The organism is Nocardia sp. NPDC051756, from assembly GCF_040681495.1.
Lineage (GTDB): Bacteria > Actinomycetota > Actinomycetes > Mycobacteriales > Mycobacteriaceae > Nocardia.
On the sequence record NZ_JBFAYV010000008.1, the window covers coordinates 407,446 to 421,361 of the forward strand.

At 65.2% G+C, this 13,916-nt stretch carries 7 protein-coding genes and 1 pseudogene; 6 read left to right on the forward strand and 2 right to left on the reverse strand.

Annotated features, from left to right (window positions below):
• Positions 1 to 248: 248 nt before the first annotated feature.
• On the reverse strand, positions 249 to 1,454 hold the full coding sequence (locus AB0M22_RS34540; protein WP_364735873.1) for a site-specific integrase: 1,206 nt from the start codon (positions 1,452 to 1,454) through the stop codon (positions 249 to 251).
• A gap of 841 nt (positions 1,455 to 2,295) precedes the next feature.
• On the opposite strand from AB0M22_RS34540, the gene AB0M22_RS34545 reads away from it, so the two are divergent.
• The 5 genes and pseudogenes from AB0M22_RS34545 (at position 2,296) to AB0M22_RS34565 (ending at position 7,638) form a co-directional block, all read left to right on the forward strand.
• Entirely contained in the window at positions 2,296 to 3,300 is a 1,005-nt protein-coding gene (locus tag AB0M22_RS34545) for a hypothetical protein (protein ID WP_364735875.1), read from the forward strand.
• On the forward strand, positions 3,275 to 3,988 hold the full coding sequence (locus tag AB0M22_RS34550; RefSeq protein ID WP_364735877.1) for a hypothetical protein: 714 nt from the start codon (positions 3,275 to 3,277) through the stop codon (positions 3,986 to 3,988). The genes AB0M22_RS34545 and AB0M22_RS34550 overlap by 26 nt, the downstream gene beginning before the upstream one ends.
• A 79-nt stretch (positions 3,989 to 4,067) precedes the next feature.
• Positions 4,068 to 5,057, forward strand: coding sequence for a hypothetical protein (locus AB0M22_RS34555; protein WP_364735880.1), 990 nt, complete (start codon positions 4,068 to 4,070; stop codon positions 5,055 to 5,057).
• Positions 5,058 to 5,114: 57 nt separating this feature from the next.
• Positions 5,115 to 5,246, forward strand: a pseudogene (locus AB0M22_RS34560) (slipin family protein); the annotation flags it as partial.
• Positions 5,247 to 5,937: 691 nt separating this feature from the next.
• The gene (locus AB0M22_RS34565; RefSeq protein WP_364735882.1) at positions 5,938 to 7,638 is read left to right on the forward strand and encodes a hypothetical protein; all 1,701 of its coding nucleotides are present in this window, start codon (positions 5,938 to 5,940) and stop codon (positions 7,636 to 7,638) included.
• A 42-nt stretch (positions 7,639 to 7,680) separates the two neighbouring features.
• On the opposite strand, the gene AB0M22_RS34570 is transcribed toward AB0M22_RS34565, so the two are convergent.
• A complete protein-coding gene (locus AB0M22_RS34570; RefSeq protein WP_364735884.1) occupies positions 7,681 to 8,577 on the reverse strand; it encodes a hypothetical protein in 897 nt (298 codons plus the stop codon).
• Between the two features lie 482 nt (positions 8,578 to 9,059).
• On the opposite strand from AB0M22_RS34570, the gene AB0M22_RS34575 reads away from it, so the two are divergent.
• Positions 9,060 to 13,757 carry a CHAT domain-containing protein gene (locus AB0M22_RS34575; protein WP_364735886.1) on the forward strand — a complete coding sequence of 1,566 codons (4,698 nt, stop codon included), beginning with the start codon at positions 9,060 to 9,062 and terminating at the stop codon, positions 13,755 to 13,757.
• The last annotated feature ends 159 nt before the right edge of the window (positions 13,758 to 13,916 follow it).

Here is a 13,916-nt window from a genome sequence, read left to right on the forward strand (position 1 = left end):
CCAGTCGTGGACAAGAGCGCAAACCACAGGTTGGTCGTGGACCAATTGTGGACCACCCGTTCTGCCCGCTACGCCCGTAACCAGCGGATATACTCGTCCTACGCGCAGGCATATCGAGCGCACCGTGCGTAAATTGTCCTTATCGGGTACTAATTCTTGACTGGGGGTCAGGTGGTCGCAGGTTCAAATCCTGTCAGCCCGACAGAGAGAAACCCCTCCTGACCTCGGTCGGAGGGGTTTCATCATTCTCACACCACCCGCAGAGCGGGACCAGAACGGGACCGCAGGTGCTTGGACAGCTTGTCCCCGGCGTCGGTCAGCTCCCGCTGATCGGGGTGCAAGTACTTCTCTGTGGTCCGGCTGTCCGCGTGTCCGGCGATCTTCTGCAATACGTGCAAGGACACGCCAGCATCGGCCATCCACGTCAGCCCGGTATGGCGGAGGTCATGCCGGCGCAGGTGCTCATACCCGTGTGCGGCCACCACCTCATCCCAATGGGTCGCGTCCCGCAGCACGCCCGTGGCGATCCGGCCACCACGCGGACCTTGGAATAAGCGCGCGTCCAAGTTATCCCGCCCGACCTGTTCCAGGCGCTTTAGCACCAACGGCCGAACCTCCTCGATCAACGGCACGTACCGGATACGGTTTCCCTTCGTGCCCTTGTCTGCCATCCCGCCCGGCGACGGCGTGGTCTGCCGGCGAATCCGCCACTTCCAGGTTTCGGTGTTGATGTCGCGCACCCGACACCCTGAGACTTCACCGATGCGGGCCGCAGTGCACGCTGCGAAGGTCACCACATCGCCCCAGCCGCGGTAGTGATCTGCCGAACGTTGCACCAATGCATCGCAGAGCACCGTCAGCGCCGTCCAGTTCGGTAGCGCGAGCGAACGCGGATCCTCGAGCTCGTCCTCAATCTGTACGTAGAGCTTCTGCCAGCCTCGGACGTCGACCGGATTTCTGTCGATCACCTCGTCGCGAACGGCCTGTTTCATCACCCTCCCCCAGGCGGCGAGCGCATTCTTGACCAAGGATTTGCTGTTGCCGTTCGTAATCCATTGCGCAACAGCACGATCAGCCACGCCGCCGGTAATCATGGTCAGCGGAAGATGCCCGGCAACCGGCACGACTCGCAGCCGCCAGCCAGCGTCATACAGGTCGAGGGTCTTGGGTTCGAGTCCGCGCATGGCCAGCTCCCAGTTGACCCCTCCGTATTCAGCAAGTGTCGACGTCGCAGTCTTGGGATCAACACCCTGCGCTGCTTTGCGTTCCAGGCGGGCAATCCATTGTGCAGCCTCGTCGTAGGTAGCGAACGGTTCAGAGATCGACGGGCGCTTCTTCGTAATCGGGTCCGTCCACCGGACACGAGCCTTGAACGGGCGCAATCCGTAATCGGCACGTTCCTCGATATCCGATGAGATGCGCACGCCCACGGGCAAATTCACCAAGCCGTCCACTATGCCGCCACCTCCGACGGATCGGTACGCCGACCGCGAAGCCACGCCTCGATGTCTTCCGCGCTGCACTTCACCACCCGCGCAGACACCCGGACAAACGCAGGTCCATACGGCAGATTCGACGTCCGACACCGCCCCACGGGTCGACGCGTCGATCTGTGGGGCGGTGTGGAGTTCCAAAAACCGGTACCCGATCAGCTACGCGGCCGACAGCTGCTGGAGGGACCCCGCCTATCGCGACCGTCGTAGCGAAGACGGCGACAGCACAGGCGCGAGAGTCGGTGCCGCAGTCGGCGTTCGGCGCCGACACCCGAACAGGGCCTCGTCCCCAGTTGGCGATTCCCCAGGCTTCGTTACTGACAACAACGATTTCGTGTGCCATCCTGATTTCATACCAGCTATGAACTGGCAATCTCAAAGCGGAGGGGGCAGGGTGAGTCGTTCATCGATATCTATGCCGTGGCGGCGTCGACCGGGGAGGCGAATTCCACTCAAGGCCAGTGTGATTGGCGTCGGCCTGCTACTGATCGCGACAGGAACACAGATCGCGACCGCAGGTCCACCTTCGAACTCGCCTTCGCCCCCATCGTCGAGTCACGCATCGAGCACACCATCGGCGACCTCCACCGGTACTGCACCGAGCACGGCGGCGACGTCGACACCTGTTGCGCCGCAATCGTCTTCACCTGCCACGCCCACTCCGGCCAAATCGACCACTGCTACTCCGGCCCCGAGCACTACCCGGGCTCCGGCTACCACGCCGACGCGACCGGTTTGCGCTCCGGGTTCGAGCTCTCGTTCTCCGGAGAAATGGGAGCCGACTCGCGATCCCCAGTCCACGGTGGTTCCGGGCCGGATGCGTTCGGATTGCCAGCAAATTCCGGGCGGATTCACCAAAGAGCAGGCCGACAAGGCCGAGACGATGGAGGCCGCGGTAGCGGGGCGCGCACAGCAGCGTGCGGCGCTGGCGACGCCGGGCTGCCAGGTCTATTGGCCGGCGCCGTACGAGGTCTGCGGGGCGATCCGCGACAAATACAACGAACTCGGCGGCCCGAACTCGTTTTTGCTGTGGCCCACCAGCAACGAACTGTCCAACCCCGACGGATTCGGAAAGCGTTCCACATTCCAGAACGGTCCGATCTACTGGTCTCCAGCCGGGGGCGCGCACCCGGTGGTCAATCACTTCTTCGCCGCTTGGCAACGGCAGGGCTGGGAGTCCGGACCCCTGGGCTATCCGACGACCGACGAGATTCCCACCGCGAACGGCGGACGCCGCCAGGAATTCCAGGGTGCGGGAATCTACTGGCATCTCAATGAGGCCTACGCCATTGGTGGCGCGATCCGGGACAAGTGGAACTCGGTAGGGGCCGAGGGCGGCCCGCTCGGGTACCCGACCACCGATGAACTATCGGCGAAGAAAAACAACGGTCGGTACAACAACTTCGAGAACGGGACGATCATCTGGTCCGGTCAGACCGGGTCGCGCCTGCTGTTCGGCGCGGTTCGAGACCGATGGGCCTCATTCGGGCGAGAGGACGGCGAGATGGGTCTCCCGCTCGGCGACGAGCAGGTCGCCGCGGACGGCACCGGACATTTCGCGAACTTCGAGGACGGCTCCGCTATCTATTGGTATCCCGTGATCGGTGCTTGGCGTGTACCGCCCAGCGTGCTGGCTGTCTTCGCCCAGTTCGGATTCGAAAGCGGAAAGTTCGGCTACCCGACCACGGCGGTCGAAGCGGTATCGCTCCCGCAATCCAGTAATGGAGTGGGGCAAGGCTTCCAGAATGGCTCGATCATCTACATCGACAGAGGTGAGACGTATGATTATTACACGGCGTCGTACTAAGAGAATGCCGTTGTCGTCTTTCGTCGCGGTTATCGCCCTGGTGTTGATGGCGCTGCCCACTGTGTCGAATAATATTCCTGCCGCTCAGGCGGATGTGGACGACTGCACGGGCACCCCGGCGAACCCGATTTTTCCCGGCTACGATAGCTCGGAAAAGCTGGGTTCTTACGACAATCCCACGGCGGGTGAGGTGTTCATCCGGCGGGGCTTCTATTGTGTCCCCAAATCGTCCCAGGGTTATCCGGCTCTCGAGGCGGCCAATGGATTCGGATTCGGACTCGACAAAGTTCAGAATCGGCACTACATCGGACGCTCACAGGATGGCTATGATAGGGCTACGGCCTTGCGGGCGGTCAAATTCGTGCTGGCGGCCCCCTCGTCGAATGTAACGACCAAAACAGACGATTGGGGTTTCGGCTGGAATTTCTTGGCCTACGCCAACGGCGGTACGGAATGCCCCAAGGGTTCCCACGACCCGGAGGCCTGCGCGAACAAGATAAGCGTGCCCGTGCGGGCCGCGTCCACCGAAGGTGGCGCGGAGCGCGAGCCGAAGGGCGGCATGCCGGCGGGAGATCCCCTCGGTCTGCAGACCGTCTACTGCGACTACGGCGCGGTGACCAAGCTCCGTTGCGACCTCTGGGTAACCGCGGCCCTGGACAAGGGAGCCAAGGGCAGGGGGATTAAATGATCAGCAGCCCAAGCCGGTTCGGCGCGGACATGACCGCGTTCGTAGATCACCTGGCCGCGGCCGGGCATAAAATCGACTGATGAGCAGACGACCGGAGCTTGCGATCGACAGATTGCGAGAGAAACTGGCACCGCGGTTGACCGATGAGGCTGCCGCGGTTGCTGCCGACCTCACCCGGCTGGCCGGCGGTGACGTGGAACGTGTCACGCGGACCATACGCGGGCAGTCCTGCGATGAGCCGAGCGTGGGCATCGTCACCGAGGTCGGCAGCCGGCGGGTCGAGGACGATGGCACTTTCGCCGCCACCGGGCCGGTGCACATGCTGAGTGTGCTCGTCTCGGCGGCGTCCGATGCCGATAGCGTGGGATCCGGTGCCGAGGTGAGTTATGCGGAAGCAGTCACCTGGCTCGACGTTCTCTTCCCGCACGTCAAACGATTCTATCTCCGGGAGAATCCGGACACCGAATCAGCGCAGACCGCGCCACATTGGTTCTTCGCATTCTTCCTCGACAACCAAGGCGACGTTCTGACGGTTCCCGCCGATTTCGACTGGGTGTCACACAGGATTCGTTACCGGGGGCTGCTCGTATCGGCCATCGACCGAAACGGCGCCTGCGCGGAAACCATCTACCGGAACGAGCGCTTCGCAGATTTCTACCAGCCGCGCACGGAATCGCGCGGCCGCTATTGGGATATCGATATCAGCCCGCCACCTGGTACCGTCGAAATATCACAATGCTTCGACGCTCTCGCCGGAGACGTCGCACGTCGCGGCGTAATCGCCACCGAAATTCAGCCGCTGTCACTCGCGTGGAAGCATGACAACGTCGCAGAACTCACACTGCGCCACAACGGTCAGCACCGCTGCTACACCCTCGATATCCGCATCCCGACCGACACCGATCTGCGCAGCAAAACCCACATATCCACCGGAGGATTAGGCGGCCTCAGCACCACACTCCACAGCCCGCATCAGTTCGCCGCCGGTGAAATCGCCCGGCTTCGGGAAAGGGGCATGAGTGGAATCGCGGAATCGGCGACCGAAATCGACTGCCCCGCACAGCCCTGACATATGGTCATACTCGATCCGGACTACCGGAAAAGCTTTCCCCGCGAGGATTCGCCCGCCCTCGGCCAAGCCCTCGCCGAAACCGACACCATCAACGCCGACATCCGCAAGAGCCTCGACACCACCACGCTGGACTGGGATGTCGAAGTCACCCTGGTCGAGCTCAAAGACATCCAATTGCCCGACACCAACGCCGACCCGGTATAGCAGTGACTATGTCCGGGGCGGCTGGTCTCGACCGACCACGCAAACCCACCCATCATTCGACCGGCCGCCCGTACGGTCGGAAATCATCATGCGGACACTCTCTGGCGGCGTCGCCGTCGCTGCTGTCCTCGCGTTGGCCGGATGCGGGACGGCCAATGACAAGGCCGGACCCGTAGCGGCGACACCCCCTACGGCTGGGACGACTACGGTGATCACCCCCCAGCCCGGCCGCCCGAACATCGGTCACTCCGGCAACCAGCACGGCTGTTGCACTTACCGCGCCTTCCCCAGTTGCTACCCGAACGGACTCATATTCCTGCGATTCACCCGGGACGGGCGTCATCCCACTGATCTCGCAATGATTCCACGCTACGAAGCCGTCCTCGAACGCTTGACAAAGTAGCGGAGAAAACGAATCGGGATCATTCGGCAGCTGGTCGATCGATAGCCCTGTGCCACAACCGTTCTCGCGCGACCCGATCACGGTTTCCGAGTGACCGCTGTGCCGCGAGGCGAGCCGAAAAGCCGCCGGCGCGACGGTTGTCGGCTGGACCCCGGCGGGGTAGGACCGGCTCCCCCGAGTTGGGCAGGCCAGTTCCGCTGTTCCCTACGTCCATCAGAACCCCCGGCATTAAAGTCATCGATGCAGGTCGGGGTATCGAGGAGGACGGCCATGCCACAGCGGATCTCATCGCGTTCCCGGTTGCGCACCGCGCTCGGGGACCTCGCCACCAGAGACGGCTGGATCACCGCCGTGCCCGCGACCATCGGCTGGCTCCGGCTGCAGGAACTGCACGCCAGGGCGGCCGGCGGCGGACCGGGCTGCCTGCTGGCCGAGGTCGTCGAGCTCACGCCGGAACAGGCGAAGACGACCTATCACAACGACGTCGGCGCCGCGCTCGGGCAGATGGTCGCCGTGCCCGCGGCGGGCCGGTTGACGTTCTTCGCCTCACTGCTCGACCATGTTCAGTCCACCGGCACGCTGCGTGGCCTGGAATCCCCCTATCTCTTCGGCCTCGAAGAGGCCAAGCGCAGCAATGACACCGCGCTCCTCGGCCGCGCCGAAAACATCTGGCAGGCACTGTGGTCCGCGAGCCCGAGCGCACCGGTAGACACGGCGGTGAACGGTGCGCTGCTGATCGATCCCGAGACCAATGTGGCGACGATCCTGAACGACGACGATCTCACCGCGCTGGCACCGGGCGGAACGTATGCGTCGTTGATGTTCGGTTCGGGACGGGAGATATCGGCTGCGGGCAGTCTCGTTTCGCGCAACGCGAGCCATGCCGCGGGGCTCTTCGACATCGACGGCTGGCGGGTCACCATGATCGTGATCGGCGCGATCGGCGGTGCGGTCGTCGGCGGTCTCCTGGCCATCGCGTTGGCGCCGGAGGTCGGTGCACCGCCGGTCTTCTTCACGCTGTTCGGCACACCCGTCACTCGTACGGTCCTGACGACGGCGAGCTGGACCGCCGCCATCACCGGCATGCTCGGCGGGCTCACCGCCGCCGTTATCGCGGATTCCCAAGGGCACAGCGTGCTGGAGGACAGCGACCGAACCGGCTATGCGCTCCGCACCGGGACCAGCAGCACCCGCACCACCAACCACGGAACCGACTGGCACGACATCGAATATCCCGAACACACCGGGCCCACCGACCTCGGCGAACAGAACCTCCCCCAGCAGACCACCGCGATCGGCACCGGTGACGTCTACCAGCCACTCGACACCACCCGCCGACGCCGAGTCCACGATCGGAACGGCGAACCTGCGTTCCAACTACACGTCGTCATTGTCGGCAGCTATCGAGCGGACCCGGTGACCGGCAAGCCCATCGGGCCCGACCTGCTCCATCCGGCTCATCCGGACCACCCGAGCGGACCGGACGAGCCGGATCGTCCCGATCAACCGAACCGGCCCGATCAGCCGAACGAACCTGACCGACCTGACGAACCGAATCATCCTGACAACAATGGCGATAACGGAAACAACAACGGCGACAACAACAACGGGGACAACGGCGACAACAATAACGGCGGCAACGACGGCCCCGGCGAAACCGGTTTACCGGCAGACGAATACGGCAGCGTGTTCCCCACCGGCCACCCCCTCGGCTGGATCACCGACGCGGACCCGGACAGCCGACGCAGCGTCGGCATGCTGCGCATCCGCACCCCCTCCTGGCCGACCGGCACAGGACTGGGGAGCCTCGTCATCCCCGTCGGCACCGACGCCGGCGAATCCACCACCTACCTCCTGACCGCCCTCCCCCGCATCGAACTGGACGCGGCCGGGAAGCTCACCGCGACGGCGGGATACCTCGGCCTCGACGAAAGAATCACCACCGCACTGAAACTCTTCAACTCTCGATAAGGGGGCATGCCACCGGCCGTGGCGCGCAAGGCATTACGGAGTTCAGGTCAGCGCGTCCATGATCTGGACGCCGATGTCACGTGGTGCCGGTCGGTTGGCCGGGATCCCGATTCGCTCGGCCAGATCCACGATGTGCAGGTCTACCGCGCTGACCGTGAGATCGCCCAGCACCACGGTCGTCGCCCGGACACGCAACTGACCGGTGGCGATGACGATCGCGCCGACTACCGCGGCCGGCCACCAGATGAGGGCAACGGCCAGGTACATCGCGCCCCACCCGATCAGTCTGCAGGCAGCGGAGTATGCGTCCCGGGCCGTCGCCAGATCGATGCGAACCGATTCCGGCAGCACGGCCCACAATCGGGGCCAGATGGTGTCCACATCGATGCTGTATCGCCGGTCGAGGTGGGCATGCGTAGCAGCGAAGTTGTCGGACACCCAGGTCGGGCAGGCAGGTGCCCGCCCGCCCAATCTTCGCCGTGTGGCTTGACTCGAGCGGATCCGTCGTCCGGCACGAGCGGCCGCGATCCGACTGATGTTCGGCGTATTTCGCGTCGCGACAGCTCGTCGAAGCTTTGCGGTAGCGGTACGCCACCGCCACTGCCGGTACGCCCGAAGCAGCCGGGGTAGCCCCTGGTTCCCCCGTAGCGCGTGCAGGTTTTCGGCCCCGGCCCCGAGCGCGGTGGCGAGCAATCCGCTGACGGCGGCGGTCACCAGCAGTGCCGCCACGGCGGTTCCGACCATCACGGCGCTACGGCTTTGTGGTTGCCCCGCAACATCGTTGGCCCAGGATCGCAGGAGGCGAACGTCCCAAGCATGGGTGTGGCCGAGTTTGCTCCCGGCCAACAGCACCGTGACCCACAGCGCCCCGGGCAACAACAGCAACTCCACCCAGCGTTCGGGCAATTTCTTGCCCAGCTCGGTCAACAGCCCGTTCACAAGTGGTCTTCGGTCATCGGACAGCCGTTGGGCCCCAACCGGCATTCCGGCACCGCGGCACTTTCCTCCGGAAGGACCACGCGTTCACAACAGCGGTGCGGACACACCCAGACAACTGCGACCGATTCGGCTGAAAGCCCCGGCGGGAGTGGGCGATATCCCCGTGTCCTGGTAGTCACCCCCTCCAGACCGATACTCAATCCGACTCGATCGACGACGTCCAGCAAGGAGATGAGCGCGGTGTCGTCGACCGATCGGGCGCTGACGGTCGCCCGAATCCGATTCAATGCGTCCTGCGCCCCGGCGGCCGACAGGGTCGCCTCGGTGTCCGGCCATTGCGCGAACAGCTGACACATGTTCGCCAGGCGCGCGCGGGAACTGTTGTCGGAGCTTCGGTTTCGTCCAAATACACCGAGCATGCCGATATCCTATGGCGGAGGGTGGTTGGGCGGCACCTGTTCAGCAATCTCCTTGGGGGACTCATGGACAAACGCGATATGTCGATTCCGGCCATGCTGGCGCGATTCGATCGGGATCCCTCGCCCGAACACGCGATAGATCTCACGCGCGCGCTCCGCATGGTTGTCGATCCACGAGACGTGGGCGTGGCCCAGGCGAGAGACCTCAACGATATGGGGCACTCGATTCGCGCCATCGCAGAAAGCACCGAGCACGTCGGACTGTGGCGTGAGGTGGTGCAATTCATGCGGCTGGTCCTCGCCTGCACACCCGAGGGCCACCTGGATGCGGCCCGGTACCGCTACGCGCTGGTCCGCGACCTCCTGAGTCTGACTGCGCTGGATGGGGGCTCGGCGGATCGGGCACGGGAGACTGTCGAACACGCGCAGGCCGTGGCGTCGGCGGTGCCATTGCCCTCTGACGTGCGTCTCAGTTCGGTGCTCCTACTCCTGAGCACTGCCTACAACCACTGGTACGCAGCCACCGGCGACCTGGATCTCCTGCGCACCGCGGTCGACGCGGGGCGCAATGCCGTCCGAGCACTGCGCCCCGGCGAGGACGAACCCGGCGCCCGGTCAGCGCTCGGGGTGGCATTGCGTCAGCTCGCCGAAGCGGAAGGCGACGATTCCGCACTGCTCGCCGAAGCCATTGCCCAAAATCGTGCCGCGGCTCTGGCTGCCGATTCGAGTAACCCGAACAGGCCACGGCTGTGGTCCAATCTCGCCAGCTGCCTTACCGAATACGCGCACGACACCGCAGACCGCGCGGCGATGGATGAGGCCGTTGCCGCGGCGACCCGGGCGGTGGAGTGCGCCCCGTCGGACCACCCGAGACTGTTCCTCTACCTGGGCGCTCTGGGAAGCGCGCTCTCGGTGCGCGCGGAATACGACAACGATGAGCGTGGTCACCAGCTGGCGATCGAGACACTGCGGCAGGCGGTCGCTATCACGCCGTCCCAAAGCCCTTTTCGCAGTGCCGTACTCCAGGTCCTCGGACAGGTGGAATATCGAGCGAGATCGGCGAGTCGGACACCACGCACCACCGCCGCATCGGGTGCCGCGAAAAAGACTACCGCGGAACAGAATCGGGCGCGACAGCTGATCCGCTCCGCGGAGGCCGCGCTGACCCAGTTCGGCCTCGACGGCAAAACCGAACGGCTCCAGGACGCGATTGCGGCCTGGCGGGCGGCGTTGCCCGCATTTCCCGCGGACGGTGGAACCGACGAAACCATGGCCCGGATCTCCGTGCTGATCCAGCTGATGAACGCGCTTCAAATCTATTCCCGGCGATCGGAAGAGCAAGCGCTGCTGCGGGAATCACTGGCCCACGGCCAGGAAGCCCTGGCTCTGCTGGATCGTACACCGCATATCGATCCGAGCGTCCGGCAGATTTTGATGTCGAGAATCGGCACGGGTATGGCCACGCTCGGGGCCGCCGAGAACGACCGCGATGCGATCCGAGCCGGTATCGAACTCGCGGTCGCGGCCGCCCGCAATCCCCCCTCCGCGAGCACCGCGCGGGTGCTCCTCGTCTCGGGCACCAACCTGCTCCGCAAGATCGCGACCTCGGTCGACGACGATCAGTACCTGATGGACGCCATCGCCCTGGCACAAACGGCTCAGCCGAGGCTCCCCGGCGACGCGGCGCACTTCCAAGCCGACGCCGCCGCATCGTTGGCCGTTCTGGCCAAACGCACATCCCGCGCCGAAGACATCGCAGGACTCGCGGCGGCCGCCGGTACCGCCGCCGACCTCGCCGCGTCGATACCGGGCACCGATGCGCTGCTGGCCGGCGAGCTGTCCAGCCTGATGATCACTGTCTCGGAGCTGATCACACCCGCCGAGACCCACGGGCTGCTCACCGTCGCCATCCGCCTCGGCCGCACCGCCATCGCGCACACACCACCCATGGACCCGGACTATCAAACCCAGCTGTCCAACGTGCTGAACCTCATCACGCATGCCACCGACAGCCAGGTGGACGACGAATTGGTCACCGAGGCAGTCATTTTGGCCCGCGCCGCCGTCGCCGCCGCCGAGCCGGGGGACTCCCGGCAGGTGCGCAACCTGGACGAGATGGCGTCATGCCTGCGCCGCTTGTACTCCATCACCAACGACCCCATCCTGTTGAACGAGGCGGTCGCCGCCCACCGATCCGGGTTGCGCTCGGCCCCCGACGATCTCGGTCATCTCTCCGGTCTGAGCATGACCCTGACTACGAAAGCCATCAACGTCGGCGGCGAAACGGCCGACGAGGCAGTCGACTTGGCCCACGCCGCCCTCGCCGCCGCGGAACAAGACGATCCCGCCCGGCACAGTCTGCACAATGCACTGGGCATCGCACTGGTGGCTCGGGTCCGAATCTCGGGAGATCTGCCGTCGTTGCACGAGGCAATAGACCAATTCCGGCTCGCCCTCGCGGTCGCCGACCCCGACTCCGACTCACATACCGGCTATACCTTCAATCTCTGCCAATCGCTGACGCAGGCACACCAGCGCGAAGGCGACTTCGAGCTGCTCGCGGAGGCGGTCCCGCTGGGCAGACACGTCGCGACCGTCACCCCGGCCGGCCATCCCGAATACACCAAGCGACTCGACGCCCATGCCGCCGCGCTTATCGAGCTCTTTCATCGCACCTCGGATACCGCGCTGCTGGCGGAAGCAGCCGACACCCTGAGGTCCACCCTTGCCGCGACGGACGAGTCCTCGCCCGAGTACGCCGCCAGACTGAACAACGTCGCGACCGTGTTTCAGGCGGGCTACAAACCTGACCCTGATCTCGACACCTACGACGCAATCACCGCACTGCTGCGGCAAGTCGTCGAATGCACCCCGGCGGCACATCCGCTGCGCGCCAGCCGAACCGCCGCGCTGGCAGCCCATCTCGTACGGGGCGTCGAGGACGAGTCCGACGATCCCCCCGAGGTGCCGGCCGAGGCGATCCTGCTCGCCCGCGAGTCCGTCGAACGGACCGCCGACGATTCGCCCAAACTCGCACGCCACCTCAATGTGCTCGGGCGCCTGGCCGCACTGGCCGCCGTGCGGTCCCCCGATTCTGCACATTTCGGCGGCGAAGCAATCGCAGCCCTCCAACGAGCGGCGAGCGCTGAAGGTTCTTCGCCGGTCGACCGACTGAGCGCCCACCTCACGCTGCTGTCGATCGGGATCGAAAGCAGCGCCGCCCTGGATAGCGCCCTCGCGCTGATCCGCCAATTCGCCGATCGCACACTGTCGCAGCAGGACCGCACGTTTCGGCTGGCTCAATCGGATCGCTCCGCGGTGGAGTTGCTCACCGGAGCCGCGCTACGACTGTCCGGCGTGATCCGCGCCGTCGAGGTGCTCGAACAGACCCGCGGCATCCTCGTGGCCGACCGGCTGCAGCTTCGCAGCACCGACCTGATCCGCCTCGACGAGACCTTCCCCGAGCTTTCTCTTCGCTTTCAAAGGGCCGCCGCCATTCTCGACCAGCTGGACAGCCAAGCCCCGGATGCCATCTCCGATGTCGAGATCCCCCTGCCCGCGCGGCGCACCGCCGAGCTACGCCGCCGAGCGCTCGCCGAGCAAGCTGACGTCATCGCCGACATCCGCGCCCACGAAAACTTCGGCGACTTCCTGCAACCCTCGTTCCACCGACTGGCCGAGCACACCGGCGATCGGCCGGTCGTCTACGTCATGCTCGGGCAGCCACACGGGACAGCCATCATCGTTGATATCGGCCGCAATCCCCCTGCCCGCGTGGTCCCGTTGCCCGAGCTGACCGACGAAACCGCCACGGAGAACATCGAACGTCTACAGCAAGCCACCCACGACGCCGGCGACCCCGACCTCGCGCCGACCGCTCGCATCGAAGCGCAGCAACGAATCCACACCGTTCTGCGCTGGATCTGGGACGCCATCGCCGGCGACGTGCTCGATGCCCTCGGCTACATCGAGCCGAGTCCAACCGCGCGCGAACGCCGAGTGTGGTGGTGCCCCGTGGGCCTGCTCGGGCATCTTCCACTACACGCGGCCGGATACCACAGCGACACAACCGATTCCGGCCCTCGCACCGTTCTCGACCGCGTTGTGTCCTCCTACACACCCACCCTCCAGAGCCTCGCTTTCGCCCGCACCAGAAGAACCGAACCGCAACGAGCCACCAGCAGTCTCGTCGTCGCGGTCGCCGACGCCCCCGGCATGCCCCTGCCCGGCGCGCACGCCGAGGCCGCCGCCGTCGCCGCACTGCTTCCCGACGCCCGAATCCTGCATGAACCCACCCGCGACACCCTCATCGACGACCTCGCCGGCCATCACACCGCGCACTTCGCCTGCCATGGTGTCGCCAACCCCGCGGACGCGGCCACCAGCCACCTGGTCCTGATCGACTACGAACACCACCCGTTGACCGTCGCCTACCTCAACAAACAACGACTCGACACCGAACTCGCCTACCTGTCGGCCTGCGAAACCTCGATCAGCAGCCACGAACTGGTCGATGAAGCCGTGCACCTCTCCGGCGCACTCCACCTCGCCGGATACCGGCAGGTAATTGGAACCCTCTGGCCCATAGGCGAATTCGCCTCTCAGCGGATGGCCGTCGACTTCTACCACGGCATCGCCCGTGACGGCACCCTCGACGTCACCGACGCAGCGTTCGCACTACACACCGCGACAGTCGGCTTCCGCGACGAATTCCCCAACACCCCCTCGGCCTGGGCCGCCTACCTCCACATCGGCCCCTGATGCCGACAAGGTGATCCTTGCGGGGCGCCTGGGCCTCGGCTGGGATCGTGCTGCCCACAGTTCCTACCGGGAGCATCCCGAGTTCCCCTGATCGGTCTTCGGCGATGCGAGGAACACGAGGACAGCGTCCGCCGGAGAACCCTGTCACCGTGGAGCGCG